Source organism: Variovorax sp. J2L1-78 (assembly GCF_030317205.1).
Classification (GTDB): Bacteria; Pseudomonadota; Gammaproteobacteria; order Burkholderiales; family Burkholderiaceae_C; genus Variovorax; species Variovorax arabinosiphilus.
In genome coordinates this window covers 2,082,411-2,098,991 of record NZ_JASZYB010000001.1, presented here as the reverse complement: position 1 = coordinate 2,098,991, position 16,581 = coordinate 2,082,411, and the positions used below count along the sequence as shown (strand labels likewise).

Annotated in this window: 16 protein-coding genes; 2 read left to right on the top strand and 14 right to left on the bottom strand. The window is 67.6% G+C overall.

The features are described 5' to 3' along the window. Positions 1-42: 42 nt before the first annotated feature. Entirely contained in the window at positions 43-1,134 is a 1,092-nt protein-coding gene (locus QTH86_RS09920) for a DNA glycosylase AlkZ-like family protein (RefSeq protein WP_286644851.1), read from the bottom strand. A 139-nt stretch (positions 1,135-1,273) separates the two neighbouring features. Here QTH86_RS09920 and QTH86_RS09915 point away from each other — a divergent pair, with 139 nt between their 5' ends. Beyond that, positions 1,274-2,152 carry an AraC family transcriptional regulator gene (locus QTH86_RS09915; protein ID WP_286644852.1) on the top strand — a complete coding sequence of 293 codons (879 nt, stop codon included), beginning with the start codon at positions 1,274-1,276 and terminating at the stop codon, positions 2,150-2,152. Positions 2,153-2,256: 104 nt separating this feature from the next. On the opposite strand, the gene QTH86_RS09910 is transcribed toward QTH86_RS09915, so the two are convergent. The 12 genes from QTH86_RS09910 to QTH86_RS09855 form a co-directional block, all read right to left on the bottom strand. Next, on the bottom strand, positions 2,257-3,135 hold the full coding sequence (locus QTH86_RS09910; protein WP_286644853.1) for a sugar phosphate isomerase/epimerase family protein: 879 nt from the start codon (positions 3,133-3,135) through the stop codon (positions 2,257-2,259). A 7-nt stretch (positions 3,136-3,142) separates the two neighbouring features. After that, complete coding sequence (locus QTH86_RS09905) at positions 3,143-4,063, bottom strand: NAD(P)-dependent oxidoreductase (RefSeq protein ID WP_286644854.1); 921 nt, start codon at positions 4,061-4,063, stop codon at positions 3,143-3,145. Next, a complete protein-coding gene (locus tag QTH86_RS09900) occupies positions 4,060-4,761 on the bottom strand; it encodes an SDR family NAD(P)-dependent oxidoreductase (protein ID WP_286644855.1) in 702 nt (233 codons plus the stop codon). The genes QTH86_RS09905 and QTH86_RS09900 overlap by 4 nt, the downstream gene beginning before the upstream one ends. Next, a complete protein-coding gene (locus QTH86_RS09895; RefSeq protein ID WP_286644856.1) occupies positions 4,751-5,722 on the bottom strand; it encodes a Bug family tripartite tricarboxylate transporter substrate binding protein in 972 nt (323 codons plus the stop codon). The genes QTH86_RS09900 and QTH86_RS09895 overlap by 11 nt, the downstream gene beginning before the upstream one ends. A 39-nt stretch (positions 5,723-5,761) precedes the next feature. Further along, positions 5,762-6,949, bottom strand: coding sequence for a dihydrodipicolinate synthase family protein (locus tag QTH86_RS09890; RefSeq protein ID WP_286644857.1), 1,188 nt, complete (start codon positions 6,947-6,949; stop codon positions 5,762-5,764). Positions 6,950-6,960: 11 nt separating this feature from the next. After that, positions 6,961-8,124 (bottom strand): Gfo/Idh/MocA family protein, encoded by a 1,164-nt coding sequence (locus QTH86_RS09885; RefSeq protein ID WP_286644858.1) that lies wholly within the window; start codon positions 8,122-8,124, stop codon positions 6,961-6,963. A gap of 32 nt (positions 8,125-8,156) precedes the next feature. Then, positions 8,157-9,137: a tripartite tricarboxylate transporter substrate binding protein gene (locus QTH86_RS09880; RefSeq protein WP_286644859.1), complete on the bottom strand. Its 981-nt coding sequence runs from the start codon at positions 9,135-9,137 to the stop codon at positions 8,157-8,159. Positions 9,138-9,308: 171 nt separating this feature from the next. Further along, the gene (locus QTH86_RS09875) at positions 9,309-10,736 is read right to left on the bottom strand and encodes an enolase C-terminal domain-like protein (protein ID WP_286644860.1); all 1,428 of its coding nucleotides are present in this window, start codon (positions 10,734-10,736) and stop codon (positions 9,309-9,311) included. Between the two features lie 34 nt (positions 10,737-10,770). Continuing rightward, complete coding sequence (locus tag QTH86_RS09870; protein ID WP_286644861.1) at positions 10,771-11,547, bottom strand: ABC transporter ATP-binding protein; 777 nt, start codon at positions 11,545-11,547, stop codon at positions 10,771-10,773. A gap of 13 nt (positions 11,548-11,560) precedes the next feature. Further along, the gene (locus tag QTH86_RS09865; RefSeq protein ID WP_286644862.1) at positions 11,561-12,568 is read right to left on the bottom strand and encodes an ABC transporter substrate-binding protein; all 1,008 of its coding nucleotides are present in this window, start codon (positions 12,566-12,568) and stop codon (positions 11,561-11,563) included. Between the two features lie 46 nt (positions 12,569-12,614). Next, complete coding sequence (locus tag QTH86_RS09860; protein ID WP_286644863.1) at positions 12,615-13,388, bottom strand: ABC transporter permease; 774 nt, start codon at positions 13,386-13,388, stop codon at positions 12,615-12,617. A gap of 115 nt (positions 13,389-13,503) precedes the next feature. Then, the gene (locus tag QTH86_RS09855) at positions 13,504-14,142 is read right to left on the bottom strand and encodes a TetR/AcrR family transcriptional regulator (RefSeq protein WP_286644864.1); all 639 of its coding nucleotides are present in this window, start codon (positions 14,140-14,142) and stop codon (positions 13,504-13,506) included. Positions 14,143-14,260: 118 nt separating this feature from the next. Here QTH86_RS09855 and QTH86_RS09850 point away from each other — a divergent pair, with 118 nt between their 5' ends. Then, the gene (locus tag QTH86_RS09850) at positions 14,261-15,976 is read left to right on the top strand and encodes a thiamine pyrophosphate-binding protein (protein ID WP_286644865.1); all 1,716 of its coding nucleotides are present in this window, start codon (positions 14,261-14,263) and stop codon (positions 15,974-15,976) included. An 88-nt stretch (positions 15,977-16,064) separates the two neighbouring features. Here QTH86_RS09850 and QTH86_RS09845 read toward each other — a convergent pair whose 3' ends face one another. Beyond that, positions 16,065-16,487: an SWIB/MDM2 domain-containing protein gene (locus QTH86_RS09845; RefSeq protein WP_262077107.1), complete on the bottom strand. Its 423-nt coding sequence runs from the start codon at positions 16,485-16,487 to the stop codon at positions 16,065-16,067. Positions 16,488-16,581 lie beyond the last annotated feature (94 nt).

Here is a 16,581-nt window from a genome sequence, read left to right as displayed (position 1 = left end):
GTCGCCCCTGCGGCAAAACCCTTGGGCGCATCGAGGTGCTGCTCAGCGCCCTGCAAGAAAGTGCGTCATGCGCTGCATTTCGTCGTCGAGCGCCGCGCGGAACGCCGCACCTGTCGGCTTCTTGCCGGCATAGCCGAAGCTCGGCTGCAGCGATCCCGCGCGCGCGGACACGTTGGCCCAGCCGAGCACGCGTTCATCCTGCAACATGGGCAACGCGTAGTAGCCGAACTGCCGCTTCGGTGCTGGCGTGTAGGCCTCGAACTTGTACGTCCAGCCCCAGAGCAGCGCGAAGCGCCGGCGGTCCCATACCACCGGGTCGAAGGGTGCCAGCAGCCGGATGGCATCGTCGGGTGCGTGGCGGCGCGAGGCGGGGTTCTCGTCGGCCGGCCAGTACCAGACCGTGCCGTCGATGCGGCAGCTGGCCAGCGCTTCGCGTGCGAGGCGCAGCGCGGCCTGCGTCTGCACCGACAGGTGCGGCGCGCCGTAGCCGAGCAGCCGCACGAGGTAGGTCAGGCTGGCGGCCGGCAGCGGCGCGTACTTGCGCACCACGAGGTCGATCAGTGCGGCGGCGCGGCGTGCGCGGCCGGCCGGGCTCTCATCCGCAGGAAGATGCGTCACGGCCTCGTACACACGCGTGCCGTTGTCGCGCCGCAGCACGCGAAGCAGGCCGCGGTAGTGCAGGCCGTCGAGCAGGTGCGTGCTCGCGTTGCTCGAGCCGCCCCAGTAGTTCTGCATGCGGCCGTGCGCGAAATGCGCGTCGACCTGGCGCGGATGCACCGGCCCGTGCTCGCGCACGTAGGCGAGCACGTCGGCGGCCCTGCGCTGCGTCTCGGCGTCCCAGGCACGCTTGGCCTCGCGCGGATGCATCAACGCCAGGTGTTCGCGCGGCAGGAAGCCGTAGTTGACGAGGCAGTCTTCCTCGATGGCGAGCCGTGTGTAGCGGGCTTCGAGATCGCCGGCGCGGTAGTCCTTCACGCGGTGACGCAGGGTCAGGTCCTGGGCGCGGGCCGGTGCACGGATCGGGTCAGCCTGCACGAAGCCAAGCTGCCGGATGGCGCGCGGCAGCGTCGTGGGTGTGAAGAGCGTGCGGGCGATGGCATAGCGCCGCAGGTCGTCGACGGTCGGGATGGGCATGGAGCGAATTTTGCAGCCCCAAGGTCGGGGCGGCCAGAGAACAACGACGTGTGCTCCTCTCGGCCGCCGCGATCCGGCGCTTCGTCTGCGCAGCAAATTCGGTCAAGACACGACGCCGTGCTGTTGACATGATGCAGGCATGAACAGCACGCGACCCCTTGTCCTTGACCCACTCCCGGGCGTCGTCGCCTGGATCGAGCAGCAGCTCGACCGGTCGTTGACGCTGGAACAGGTCGCGGCGCGGGTCGGCCTGTCGCCGTATCACTTCTCACGGCTGTTCACCGCGCGCATGGGCCGCAGCGTGATGGCCCATGTGCGCGGCCGCCGACTCGTCCGCGGGGCCCGACGGCTCTGCGACGAGCCGAACCTCAAGCTCGTCGACCTGGCGTTCGACTGCGGATTCGAATCCCAGGAGGCGTTCACGCGGGCGTTCAAGCGCCTGTTCGGCGTCTCCCCGGGCCGGTTCCGCACCGGATTCGCGGTCGAACCCATCGAAGGCCAATATCCTATGAACCTCCCTACCGACCAGAACACGTCCGTCGTTTGCCTGCGAGGGCTGGTGGCGATGCCCGCTTTCCGCGTCGCTGGCCCGGCGCGCCGATTCGACGAGGCCACCAAGGCGGAGATTCCACACCTGTGGTCCGCGTTGATCGGCGCTCTGCCAATCGCAGGCCAGGTCGAAAGCTGGGCCACCTACGGCGTTGTCTCCCATGTGGACAAGACGGAGGGCTGCTTTCAGTACATGGCAGGTGTCCGCGTCGAGGCCGCCTGCGCGCCGCCGCCAGGCTTCTCGACGATCGAGATCCCGGCAGCGACCTATGCCGTGTTCCGCATCACACTCGATGGCACGGCGCTGCACCCGCAGATCAAGCAGGCGATGGCCGCGATCTGGGGCGAGTTGATTCCGGCCTCGCGCTTGACGGTGATCGAGGGACCTGACTTCGAGCTCTACGATGGCCGTTTTGATCCGCAGAAGCCAGGGTCGTTCATCGACTTCCACGTCCCCGTGAAAGTCTGATCGGCGCACATCGACTCACCGGGGCCGGTCCGTTTCCGGGGCGGAGTGCAGCCTGCGAAAAGACAGGCTCCCGCCGTGCGGGCAGGCGCTCGTCCGACGAACGATCAGACCGCGCGCTTGTGCCTGTCGATGCAGACGTCCAGCGTTTCCTCGCCAGGGCGCTTCCACCAGTCGAGCATCGAGAAGATCTCCACTTCGCTGAAGCCGTCGAAGCCCGCCGCCTCGACCCAGCCGCGGATCTTCTGGAGCTCGACGATGCCGTCGCCCATCATCCCGCGGTCGCTGAGCAGGTCGCGCGTCGGCGTGAGCCAGTCGCACACGTGGTAGGCCAGCAGACGCTCCTTCCCGGCGCGTGCGATCTGCTGCTGCAGCTTCGGGTCCCACCACACGTGGTAGATGTCGAGTGCCACGCCGAGCATGCCGGTCTTGCCTGCGTCGAGCTCATCGCAGATGTCCAGGGCGTGCTCGAGCGTGTTGATGCACGCACGGTCGGCCGCCTGCATCGGGTGCAGCGGCTCGATGGCCAGCGGCATGCCGACCTCGCGCGCGTAGTCCAGCGATGCCGCGATGCCGTCGCGCACCTCGTTGCGGGCGCGGGCGATGTCGGTGTAGGCGGCCTTGCCGTCGAGCGCGCCGGGCAGGGCGCCCACCACCAGCACCAGGCAGGGCGCATTCAAAGTCTTCGCTTCGTCGATGGCGCGGCGGTTGTCGTTGAGCGCGGCCTTCAGGCCGGCCGCATCGGGCGCCGGGAAGAAGCCGCCGCGGCAGTAGCCCGACAGGCCGATGCCGTGCGCCTTCAATTGCTTTGCGATCTTGTCGAGGCCGACGGCGGCGACCTGGTCGCGCCAGGGGCTGATCGCGCGGATGCCGCGCTCGGCGCACTGGTCGATGATGCGGTCGAGCGGCACCTCGGCGCCGCGTTGCTTGCGCACCGTCGCGGTGTTGATGGAAAGCCAGTCGTGGTTCTGCGAGAAGTCGCGCATCGGAATCTCAATGGGGGTCGGTGGAGGTGGGTGGGGTCCGCTCGCGTCGCAGCTGGCGCAGGATCGCGGCGTTGTCGAGTTCGCCGTCACCTGCAGCAACGGCGGCGCGCATCAGCGCGGCGTGGGTTTCGGACAGCGGCAGTCGTTGCCCGCTGCGGCGGCCGTTGTCGAGCATCAGGTCGACGTCCTTCAGATGCTGGCGGATGCGCGACTGCGGCGCGAAGTCCTCGGCCACCATCATCGCGCCCTTGGCCAGCGCGGCGTCGGAACGCGCCGGCGTGGCCAGCACGAGTTCGAGAAAACGCGCCGGCGCGATGCCCATCGATTCGGCGAGCACCATGCCTTCGGCCAGCGCGGCGCGGTTGAGGCCGAGCACCAGGTTCGTCGCGAGCTTGGCGCGCGCGCCGGCACCGGCACCGCCGACGTGGATGCGCTTGGACGACAGCGCCGACAGCCAGGGCGCCAGCGCGTCGATCGCTGCGCCATCGCCGCCCAGCAGCAGCGTGGCGTCGCCTGCTGCGATCTGGCGGCTCGAACCCGACAGCGGCGCTTCGACGAGGTCGATGTGGCGTGCGCCCAGCCGTTGTGCGAGGGCTTCGAGGGCCTCGGGGATGCCGGTCGAGCAGTCGATGACCGCGCGCACCGCGCCGCCTGCGATGAGGCCCTCCGGGCCTTCGATGGCCTCGATGGCGCCGGCCGTGTCGAACACGGCGAGCACGACGACCGGGCAGACGGCGCCGATCGCGCGCGGCGAGGCGGCGACACGCCCGTGCGTGGCCTGGAACGCCGCACGCGCTTCCTCGCGGATGTCATAGCCCATGACTTCGAAGCCGGCGGTCGCCAGGCGTTGTGCCAGCGCGTTGCCCACCAGGCCGAGGCCGACGAGGCCAACCGGTGCGGCGGGATCCGGACCGAGCGGCGAGGTCACAGCGAGGCCCCACCGCAGATCTGGATCTCCTGCCCCGTGATCGCCGCCGCATCGGGCGACAGCAGGTAGGCCACCAGCGCAGCGATCTCTTGCGGCTGGATCAGGCGGCCCAGCGGCGGTACGCGCGGTGCCGCCGACTGGCGCGCGGGGTCGTCGAGCATGGCCGTCGCTGTGGCGGCGGGCGAGACGACGTTGACGGTCACGCCGCTGGCGACGACCTCCGCGGCCCAGCTGCGCGCCAGCGCCACGAGCGCGGCCTTGGTCGCCGCGTACTGGCTGCGGCCCGCCATGCCACGCGCGACGCGGCTGCCGACCACGACGACACGGCCATGGCCCGCCTGCTGCATGCGCGGCACGAGCACGTCGGCGATGCGCGTCAACGCATCGACATGCAGCTGCCACATCAGCCGGCCCGCGTCGGCGTCGAGCGCGCCGAGCGGCCCCACGCGCAGCACGCCGGCCGCATGCACCAGTGCATCGACGGCGCCGCCGTCCAGCGCGGCGCGGCTCGCCTGCGCGGTGGCCGCACCGTCGCGCAGGTCGACCGCGACGGCCGTGAAGGCGGCGTGCGCGAGCGTCGCTGGCGCCAAGTCGAAACCGGTGACCTGCCAGCCGTCGTCCAGCAACCGCTGGGCGATGGCCAAGCCGATGCCCGAGCTGCTGCCCGTGACGACGGCGTGCCGCCGTTCACTCGACACGGATGTTGCCTTCCGTGATGATCTTCTGCGAGGCGGCCATGTCGTCGCGCTGGAACTTGACGAAGTCCTCTACCGAGCCTGGCGTCAGCAGCAGGCCCTGCGGCGTGAGCTTCTCGCGCATGTCGGCGCTGGCCAGGGCCTTGTTCACCTCGGCGTTCAGGCGCTGCGTGATGTCGCTCGGCAGCTTGGCCGGGCCCCACAGGCCGTACCAGCTGTAGAACTCGTAGCCATCGATGGTTTCTCCCACCGTGGGCACGTCGGGCAGGCTGGCCGCACGCGCCTTCGAGGTCACGGCGATCACGCGCAGCATGCCGCTCTTGTGGTACTGCAGCGAGCCGAGGATGGGGTCGATGAAGCCGTCAATCTGTCCGCCGATCAGGTCCTGGAACGCAGGCGCCGTGCCCTTGTACGGCACGATCAGGTAGTCGAGCTTGCCGGCGCGCTTGAGCAGTTCGGTCGACAGGTGGCCGGCCGAGCCAATCGAGCCGACCGCGAAGGTCATCTTGCCGGGGTTCGCCTTGGCGTAGGCGACCAGCGACTTCACGTCGGTGATCGGCAGGTTCTTGTTGATCGCCACCGACAGCGGCGCCTTGGCCACCAGTGCCACCGGCGTGAAGTTGGCGACCACGCTGTAGGGCACCGACTTCATCGTCATCGGGGCCGTCGTGAAGGTCGAGGCGTTGAACAGCAGCGTGTAGCCGTCGGCCGGCGCCTTGGCCACGTTGTCGGCGCCGATGGTGCCGTTGCCGCCGGGCCGGTTCTCGACGAGGAAGGTCTGGCCGGTCTGCTCGCCCAGCTTCTGCGCCAGCAGGCGGCCCACCGTGTCGAGCGTGCCGCCGGGCGGGAAGGGGATGACGACGCGCACCGGCTGCTTGGTCGGCCAGGCCTGCGCGGACACAACCCCGGCGACGGCGGCCAGGATCACGGGCACGATGGCCTTTATCAGGAATCTCTTCTTCATGGTCTTGTCTCCGGTTTGTTGTCTGAAACGTCGATTCGGTCAGGCGTCGACGCCGTGCATGGACAGCAGCGTCTGCATGCGCTGCACCGCCAGCTCGGGCTTCTCGAGCACGCTGGCCGCATCGGCCAGGCGGAAGAGTTCCGCGAAGTGCTGCAGCGAGCGCGTGCTCTGCTGGCCGCCGACCATCGTGAAGTGCTTCTGGTGGCCGTTGAGCCAGGCCATGAACACCACGCCCGTCTTGTAGAAGCGCGTGGGCGCCGCGAAGATGTGGCGCGACAGCGGCACCGTCGGGCCGAGGATGGCGTGGAACTTGTCGACGTGGCCCCGCGCGAGTTCGCCGAGGGCCGAACTCGCGGCCGGCGCGATGGCGTCGAAGATGCCCAGCAGCGCATCGCTCTGGCCGTGCATGACTTCGCTGCCATGACCATCCCCCGCGATCAGTTCGGCGTAGTTGAAGTCGTCGCCCGTGTACATCCGCACGCCCGCGGGCAGGCGGCGGCGCATCGCGATCTCCTTGTCCTTGTCGAGCAGCGAGATCTTGATGCCGTCGACCTTGTCCGGATGCGCCGCGATGATGCCAACGGCCGTGTCCATGGCGGCATCGACGTTGCTCGTGCCCCAGTAGCCCGCAAGCGCCGGGTCGAACATCTCGCCGAGCCAGTGCAGTACGACGGGTTGCTTCGCCTGCGACAGGATGCGGTCGTACACGCGCTCGTAGTCGGCCGGGCTCTTCGCGACGCGGGCCAGCGCGCGGCTCGCCATCACGATCAGCTTGCCGCCGAGCTTCTCGATGGCGGCCATCTGCTCTTCGTAGCCGCGGATCACGTCGTCGACGCTCTTCACGTCGTCGAGGTTCAGGTGGTCGGTGCCGCAGCCGGAAGCAACCAGCGCGCCCGGCACATCCTTCGCGGCGTCGAGCGATCGGCGGATCAGTTCCAGCGAGGTCGGCCAGTCCAGCCCCATGCCGCGCTGCGCGGTGTCCATCGCCTCGGCCACGCCCAGGCCGAGCGACCAGAGGTGGCGGCGGTAGGCGATGGTGGTGTCCCAGTCGACGGCGGCCTGCAGCCACGGGTCGACCACGGCGAGCGGGTCGGCCACGACGTGCGCGGCCGAGTAGGCGATGCGGTTGAACTTGACGCCGGCAGGCGGCTTCACCGGCACGCTGCCGCGCAGCGTGTACGGAGAAAGCGCGCCGCTCGAGGTCGGCAGGGTGAGGGTGAGTGCCATGGCGTCGCTCCTCAGACCTTCAGCGCGGGCACGTCGACCCAGCGACGGTCCTTCCACGATTCGAGCGCGGCCTCGACCAGCTGCACGCCCTTCGCGCCTTCGGGCAGCGTCCACTTGTACGGCGCGTTCTCGACCACGTGGCGGATGAAGGCTTCCCACTGGATCTTGAAGCCGTTGTCGTAGACCTGCGAATCGGGGATCTCCTGCCACTGGTCGAAGAAGTTCATCGTCTGCTTCTCGTCCGGGTTCCACACCGGGCGGGGCGTGGCCACGCGCGACTGTGCACGGCAGCTCGACAGGCCCGCCACGGCCGAGCCGTCGGTGCCGTCGACGTGGAAGGTGACGAGGTCGTCGCGGCGCACGCGCGTGACCCAGCTCATGTTGATCTGCGCGATCACCGGCTCGCCGTTGTGACCGGTGAGTTCGCAGGTCGCGTAAGCGGCGTCGTCGGCGGTCGCTTCGTACGGCTGGTCGTTCTCGTCCCAGCGCTTGGGGATGTGCGTCGCGCCGATGCAGCTCACCGACTTGACTTCACCGAAGAGGTTGTCCAGCACGTAGCGCCAGTGGCACATCATGTCCAGGATCATCCCGCCGCCATCTTCCTTGCGGTAGTTCCAGCTCGGACGTTGGATGGGTTGCAGGTCGCCCTCGAACACCCAGTAGCCGAACTCCAGGCGCACGCTCAGCATGCGGCCGAAGAAGCCGGCGCGGCGCAGCATGTCGAGCTTGCGCAGACCGGGGAGGAAGAGCTTGTCCTGCACGGCGCCGTGCTTGAGGCCCGAGCCTTCGGCCAGGCGCGCGATCTCGACGGCTTCGTTGAGGTTGGTCGCGATCGGCTTCTCGCAGTACACGTGCTTGCCGGCGCGGATGGCCTTGGCCAGCAGGGTGGGGCGCATCTGCGTGGTGCCGGCGTCGAAGAAGATCGTGTCGTCCTTGTTCTCGAGCGCCTTGTCGAGGTCGGTGCCCCAGCGCGCGATGCCGTGCTTCTTGGCCAGCGCTTCCATCTTCTCGGCGTTGCGGCCGATCAGGATCGGGTCGGGCATGACCTTGTCGCCGTTCGAGAGCGTGACGCCGCCTTGCGCGCGGATGGCGCAGATGGAGCGGATCAGATGCTGGTTCATGCCCATGCGTCCGGTGACGCCGTGCATGATGAGTCCGAGTCGTTGTGTAGCCATGGTTTCTCTGCTTGCTGGGTTGGGGTGGGTGTTTACTGGGGCGACAGGCCGGCGGCCTTCACCAGCTTGGCGTTGCTGCCGATCTCTTCCTTGATGTAGGCGTCGAACTGCGCGGGCTGCAGCGTCCACGCGTCTGCGCCGAGCTTCAGGAAGCGTTCCTTCACCTCGGGCGTGGCGAGGGCCTTCACGACTTCGTCGTGCAGGCGCGTGACGATGTCGCGCGGCGTCTTCGCCGGCGCCATCATTCCGATCCAGAAGTTGAACTCCGAGCCGGGCACGCCGGCTTCGGCCGTGGTCGGCACGTCGGGCAGCGCGGCCGCGCGCTTGGGCGAGCCGACGGCCAGCGCCAGCAGCGAGCCTTCCTTGATCTGGCCGATGACCGGCGCGATGGGCGAGAAGTAGTAGTCGACGCGGCCCGACAGCACCTCGGTCACGGCGTCGGCCGAGCCCTTGAACGGGATGTTGGTCGCATCGATGTTGGCGGCCATCTTGAACTTCTCGGCGTTCAGGTGCGTGGCGCTGCCCTGGCCGGCCGAGGCGAAGTTGATGGTCCCCGGCTTGGCCTTGGCGGCGGCCACCAGATCCTTCAGCGTCTTGATGTTCTTCGATGGCGAGATCACCAGCGCGTTCGGCAGCGTGGAGATGGGCGTGACACCGACGAAGTCGCCCACAGTGTCGAAGGGCAGCTTGGCGAAGGTCGACGGGCTCACCGTGTGCGACGACGAGTGGATCATGATCGTGTAGCCGTCCGGCGCGGCCGTGGCCACGGCCTGCTGGCCGATGGTGCCGCTGGCGCCGCCGCGGTTGTCCACCACCAGCGTCTGCCCCATGCTCTGGCCCATCTTGTCGGTGATGGCACGGGCAATGATGTCGGTGGTGCTGCCGGCGGCGAAGGGCACGATCACGCGGATCGGCTTGTTGGGATAGCCGTTCTGCGCGACGGCGCCTGGGGCGGTCAATGCGGCAATGCACGCCATCGAGGCGGTCGCGGCGATGCGGGCGAAAGTGGTCATGAAGGTCTCCGTTGATTCTTGGGCGCACCCGCGTAGGCGCTGGTGAACTTGGTAATTCACCAATTGGTGAATTGAGGGTAATTTTCGGCCGATGCCCGACGACGGTCAATTGCCGTGCGGAAGGTCGGGATCAGGGATTACCCGAGCACTCAGTGCCGCGTCGGGCGATGTTCAGTAGGTCGTGCCCATGGCATCCCAGCGGATGCCGGCGCCGCGCTCACCGGTGGCGAAACCGGTCGTGCCGAGCGACGACAGATCGATCTGCCCGTCGACGATGCGCAGGCGCACCGCACCATCGCTCTCGGCGTACAGGGCCGGGTGCAGCGCAGCGAAGGCGCGTTGCTCGTCCACCGGCAGCGCGGCCATGCCATCGACGTAGTGGTGGCCATTGCGCTCGACATGGTCGAGACCCAGCCAGCCGACGAGCGCCAGGTCCTGCTGCAGCCCGACGCCGGCCTGCATCGTGAGGTCTTCGCCAGAGAGGAACAGCGCCTCGCCCCGCGAACGCGCCTGTTCGCAGCGCGCCGCGTTGACGATCGACTTGTAGAAGCCCTTGCAGCTCTTGCTCGACACGCCGGTGTAGCCGAGCGCGCGCGCCTGCAGGAAGCTGTCGAGCGTGGCGTCGGACTCGTCGACCAGCAGGGGCATGCGTGCCGCTGCGGCGCGCACGTTGCGCTCCAGGGCCTGCGCACGCTGGATGGGCTGCTCGATGAACGCGGTCTTCGCGGCCATCGTCTTGAGCTGCGGCGCGGCGAGGAAGGCATCGAGGAACTGCGAGAAGGCCTCGACGTCCGCGTACTGCTCGTTGCCGTCCAGCGTGACCAGCGCGGCCTGCGCGTCGATCACATCGGCGATGCGCGTCAGGCGCTCGATGTCGGCGCGCGTGTCGCCCGACAGCTTGAGCTTGAAGTGGCGGTGGCCGTAGCGCGCGATGGCGGCTTCGAGCGAGGCGGGCAAGCCGTCGCGCGGGTCGGCATCGCCGAGGTCCGCATCGCGGATGGCATCGGCCAGGCCGACGGTGTGGCGCGCCGCGATCGATGGGCGTCCGCGCGGCTGTGCCAGGAAGCCGTCGAGGTCGAAGCCGTGCAGGTCCGGCGCCAGGTCATGGCGTGACAGGTCGATGCCGGCGAGGTTGCGGGCCATCGCATCGCCGAAGCCGCAGCCCAGGTGGAGGCACACGGCGTCGAGCACGGCGCGGTCGATCAGCGCGGGGCCGTAGCTGGCCACCAGCGGCCCCAGGCCTTGGCGCCAGCCCATCGCCAGGACGTCCTCGTAGTGCTCGGCGAAATGGTCCCATGCGCACTGCGCCGCACCGGTTGTCGTGTAGGCCTCGCGTGCGTTGCGCAACGCCTGGCGCAACTGTTCGAAGTTCTGTTCGTTCGACAGCGACGGATCCTTGTCGAACCATTTGGGAATCATCATCTCCGCCGCACAACCTTCGCTGGTGCGGCCATCCTCGAAACGGATGCGCGCACGCACGTAGACCTGCGGACACGCCGTGACCGTGACCGCGCCGAAGCGAAAGGGCAGCCGCAGCCGCACGGCTCGCTCGGTGAAGCGGAGGTCGTCGACGTGGAAGCGGGGCGCCACGGGGGCCATGTGCTGTCTCCAGCGCGCGAGGGACGCGCACGGTTCAGTGGTCGAGGATGCCTTGCGAAAAAAAGTGCCCGCGGATGGTCTTGGCGTATTCGCCGAAGGCCGCGGAGCCCATGATGTCCAACGGGCGCTCGCGCGGCAGTTCGATGTCGTAGACGGCGGCGATGGTGCCCGGCCGCTCGCTCATCACGATGACGCGGTCCGACAGGTACACCGCCTCGGGGATGCTGTGGGTGATGAGCATCACCGTCTTGCCCGACGCAGCCCAGATGCGGCGCAGCTCGAGGTTCATTTTCTCGCGTGTCATCGCGTCGAGCGCGCCGAAGGGCTCGTCCATCAGCAGCACCGTCGGGTCGTGCAGCAGGGCGCGGCAGATCGACGCGCGCTGCTGCATGCCGCCAGAGAGCTGCCATGGGTACTTGCCCTCGAAGCCTGTCAGCCCAGCCATGGCGATCAGTTCGGCGGCCCGTGCGCGTGCGGCGGCCATCGGCAGGTGGCGGATTTCGGCCTGCAGCAGGATGTTGTCGAGCACGCTGCGCCAGGCCAGCAGCACCGCGCTCTGGAACACGATGCCCACGTCCTTCTGCGGACCCTGGATCGGCTTGCCCGACAACGTGAGCGAGCCGCCCGTGATCGGCAGCAGCCCCGCCACCATCTTGAGCAGCGTGCTCTTGCCGCAGCCCGACGGTCCCACGACCGAGACGAACTCGCCCCGGCGGATCGCGAAGTCGAGCGGCTTGAGCGACTCGACCGGGCCGTCCTTGGTGGCGTAGACCTTGGTGACGCCGCGGGCTTCGATCAGGACATCGGACATGGGCTTGGAAGGGTCAGTTCGCGGGCAGGAAATCGAGCGTCACGTAGTCTTCAGGCTTGCCGCGCGTGGCCGCGTCCATGCCGCCGTACTGCACCAGCAGGTCGAGCGAGTCGTTCACGTTCTTCATGCTCACGCGGAAAGGGCGCTGGTTGGCGGTTTCCTTGGTGTGGTACAGCGCGACGCTCTGCTTCATGCCGACGATGAGCGTCTCGCGCACGCCGGCCTTCGGGTTGGCCTTGAGCATCGCGTCGACTGCGGCCTCGGGGCTCTTCTCGGCGGCTTCCGCGGCCTTGGTGGACGCGCGCATGAAGCGCTTGACCAGGTCGGGGTTCTCGGTCAGCAGATTCTTGTTGGTGATGATCCCGGAACTGATCTGGTTCACGCCCGAGTCCGCGAAGCGGATCGGCGTCACCGGCTTGCCGGTGGCGTCCTGCAGCTTGATGGCCTGGTCCATCACGTAGCCCAGCAGCAGATCGGCCTGCCCGTTCATCACGGCGTTGAGCTTGGTCTGGCCGTCGCCCGAGACGATCTTTACCTGGTCGGGCTTGATGTCGTTGACCTTCAGGAAGAGCGGCCACATCTGCGACATCGAGTCGCCCGGCGTGGTCGCCACCGTCTTTCCGATGATGTCTTTCGGCGTCCTGATGTTCTTCTCGGTGAAGCCCATGACCGACATCGGGCTTACCTGGAACAACACGCCCGTCGACTTGAGCGGCGCGCCCTTGGCGGCCGCCTTGATCATGGTCGTGACGTCGATGTAGCCGAAGGTCGCCGACTTGGCGGCAACGGCCTGCGCCGTGACGGCCGAGCCGCGGCCCTCCTGGATGTCGAGGTCGATGCCTTCCTCGGCATAGAAGCCGCGCTCCTTGCCGAGGAAGAAGGGCGCGTGCTCGCTGTAGAGGTACCAGTTGAGCATCAGCGTGACCTTCTCGGGCGCCTTGGTCTGCGCATGCACCGGTGCCGCGGCCGTGAGCACCGCGGTGGCAGCCGCTGCGATCAGTGTGGGGAGCAGTCTCTTCATGGTGTCGTCTCCTGTTGTCTCTGTGTTGGATGAAGTAGGGTGGGACTCACTGCACCTGGCGTTGCGAGGCATGCCAGGGAATCATCAGCCGCTCGGCCCGGTCGACGGCGACGAAGAGGACCACGCCGATGCTCGAGAGCACCACGAGCGCGGCGAACATCAGCGGCAGGTCGAAGTTGCCGTTGGCGACCTGCAGCACGTAGCCGATGCCCGAGTTGGAGCCGACGAATTCGCCCACCACGGCGCCGACGACGGCCAGCGTGACCGACACCTTCAGGCCGCTGAAAATGGCGGGCAGCGCCTGCGGCAGGCTGATCTTGAAGAAGGTCTGCAGGCGGCTCGCGCCCATCGAGCGGGCGAGGTCGAGCATGTCGGGTTCGACCGATTTGAAGCCCATCACGGTGGAGACGACGACCGGGAAGAATCCGAGCAGGAAGGCCGAGATCACCTTCGGGAAGATGCCAAAGCCGAACCACACAACGAACAGCGGCGCGATCGCGACCTTCGGGATGCTCTGCGAGAACACCAGCAGCGGATAGACGTACGACTCCACGAGCCGCGAGTACGCGATGACCATCGCGATCGGGATGCCGATGACGATCGTGAGCCCGAAGCCGCCGAGCGTGGCGAGCGTGGTCTTCCAGCTCTCGCTCAAGAGGCGCGGCCACTCGGCGATGAGCTGCTTGACGACCTCGAGCGGTGGCGGGATGAGGTAGGCCGGGATCCTGAACAGCCGGATGGCGAGGTCCCAGAGCACCAGGAGCACGACGATGAGAAAGAACGGGCGCAAGGCCGGTTGCAGAAGAAGCCTGCGAAGCATCGAGCGTTGTCTCCGGGGACGCGTGCGTCCCGTCGACGGCGCGTTTAAATCACCAATCGGTGAATTGTTGGAGCGCGGTCGATGCGGTGTCAACGACACCTAGGGAAAGCACGGGTCAGCGAAGCACGTAGCCCAGCACCATCTCCGTCATGTGCGACAGGCGTTGCGCCAGTGCCTTCGGCGCCTTCAGGTCACGGCCGAAGATGGCGGACAGCGTGGCGTTGTTGGAGAGATAGAAGTAGCAGATCGAGGCGATCGAGATGTAGAGCTGGATCGGGTCGACGCCGTCGCGGAACAGGCCTTGCTGCCGGCCGCGGTCGAGCACGTCGGCCAGCAACTGCACCAGCGGCGAATTCATTTCCTGGATACGCGCGGACTGCTTCAGATGCACCGCCTGGTGCAGGTTCTCGCTGTTGAGCAGCGTGATGAATTCCGGGTGCTCGAGGTAGTAGTGCCAGGTGAAGGAAACCAGCTGGCGTACCGCCTCGACCGGGTCCATGGCGTCGAGGTGCAGCGCCTGCTCGGCCGCGCGGATGTCGGCATAGGTGCGTTCGAGCACCGCGAGGAAGAGGTCGTCCTTGTTGCCGAAGTAGTAGTAGATGAGCCGCTTGTTCACGCCGGCCTGCTCGGCGATGCGGTCGACGCGTGCGCCCGCGAAGCCGAACTGCGAGAACTCATCGAGCGCCGCGGTCAGGATGGTCAGCTGGGACTTGTCGGCGTCGCGCAGGCGCGGGGGCGAAGGGGAAGAGGCCATCGTTCGGGTTCAGACTAACCGGGGAGGGAATTATGGTGGCTGCCTGCGTCGAGGCCTGCAGACGCCTGGGGCGCGTCACGATAATTCCGCTTTCTTTTCATCACGCATCGCATCCACCATGAGCGCACAACATGCCGGCCGCTTGATCGTCGAATGCCTGCTGGCCCAGGGCGTCGAATGCGCCTTCGGCGTGCCGGGCGAGAGCTACCTCGCCGTGCTCGACGGCTTTCATGCGCACCGCGACCGCATCCGCTTCATCGTGAACCGCCAGGAAGGCGGTGCCGCCTTCATGGCCGAGGCGCACGGCAAGCTCACGGGGCGGCCGGGCATCTGCTTCGTGACGCGTGGGCCCGGCGCGACCAATGCGTCGATCGGCGTGCACACCGCCTTCCAGGACTCGACGCCGATGATCCTGTTCGTCGGCGATGTCGGCAGCGACTTCCGGGACCGCGAAGCGTTCCAGGAGGTCGACTACGGCAGCTTCTTCGGCCCCAGCACCAAGGGCTTCGCCAAGCGCGTGGAGCGCATCGACGATGCCGACCGCATCCCCGAATACATCGCGCGCGCCTTCGCCACCGCCATGAACGGCCGACCCGGTCCGGTGGTGCTGGTGCTGCCCGAGGACATGCTGCGCAGCATGACCAGCGCACGGCCGCTGACCCGTGTGGAGGCCGTTGAACCGTGGAGCGACCCGGGTGCATTGCGCACCTTGCGTCAGTTGCTGATGAAGGCGCAGCGGCCCTTCGTGATCGCCGGCGGCGGTGGCTGGACGCCGCAGTCGGCCCAGGCGTTGCAGCGATTCGCGGAGAACTGGCGGCTGCCGGTCGGCAACGCCTTCCGCTACCAGGACACCTTCGACAACCACCACCCGCTCTACGCCGGCGATGTCGGCATCGCGATCAATCCGAAGCTCGCGGCGCGCGTGAAGGCGGCCGATCTGATCATCGCCATCGGCCCGCGCCTCGGCGAGATGACGACCAACGGCTACACCCTGCTCGAGGCGCCGAAGCCGATGCAGACGCTGGTGCACATCCACGCGAGCGCGGAAGAACTCAACCGCGTGTACCAGGCCGATCTCGCGATCAACGCCGGCATGAGTGCCGCGGCGCGCAGCCTCGAGGTGCTGAGCGCGCCGCCGGAGTTGCCGTGGGAAGCGTGGACCGCTGCAGCGAACGCCGACTACCTCGCGAACCTTGAACCGCAGCCTTTGCCGGGGCTGCCGGCCGATGCGCCGCGTGGCGCCGTCGACATGGCCGCGGTGGTGGTGCTGCTGCAGAAGCACCTGCCCGCCGATGCGGCCATCACCAACGGCGCTGGCAACTTCGCAAGCTGGGTACATCGCTTCTTCCGCTACCACGGCCTCGCGAAGGGCTACAAGACGCAGCTCGCGCCGACCAGCGGCGCGATGGGCTACGGCGTACCGGCAGGCATCGCGTGCCATCTCACGACAGGCCGCACGGCTTTCACGATCGCGGGCGACGGCGATTTCCTGATGAACGGACAGGAGCTCGCCACCGCGTCGCAGCATGGTGGCAAGAGCATCATCGTGCTGCTCAACAACGGCATGTTCGGCACCATCCGCATGCACCAGGAGCGCGAGTACCCGCGGAACGTGAGCGGCACTGCACTGACGAACCCGGACTTCTGCGCGCTCGCGCGTGCCTATGGCTACGCGGCGGAGAAGGTCACGGCTACCGATCAGTTCGAAGCGGCGCTGTTGCGCGCGCTGGCGGCCGACACCGGCACGCTGATCGAGATTCCGCTCGACCCCGAAGTGATCACCACGCGCGGCACGCTGAGCGCGATCACCGAGGCCGCGCAGGCCAAGGGCTGAGACAGCGCGTCACGCAGGCAAAAGCAGGCGAAAAAAAAGCCGGCGGCTGCCGGCTTTTTCGATGCAGCGCACGAGGCGCCGCGGGGGCTCACTTGACGTGCTTGCCGATCAGGGCGGCGAGCTCGAACATCGAGACCTGGGCCTTGCCGAAGATTTCCTTCAGCTTGGCGTCGGCGTTGATGTTGCGCTTGTTGGCCTTGTCCTGCAGGTTGTTCTTCTTGATGTAGTCCCACAGCTTGCTGACCACAGCGGTGCGCGGCAGCGGCGTCGAGCCGACGACGGCGGCGAGTGCCGGGCTGGGGGTCAGGGCCTTCATGAAGGCGGCGTTGGGCGTGCGCTTCTTGGCGGGTGCAGCCTTCTTCGCAGGAGCCTTCTTGGCCGGAGCGGCCTTCTTGGCGGGTGCAGCCTTCTTGGCCGGAGCAGCCTTCTTCGCAGGTGCTGCAGCCTTCTTGGCCGGTGCAGCCTTCTTCGCGGGAGCCTTTTTGGCCGGAGCCTTCTTTGCAGTTGCCATGGTTGATTTCCTTTTTTGGTTGGACATTTCACCAATGAAAAGCTGCGTCTCCACTGGCAGAGCGCATGCTAAAGGAGAAAAAACGCGTTTCCAA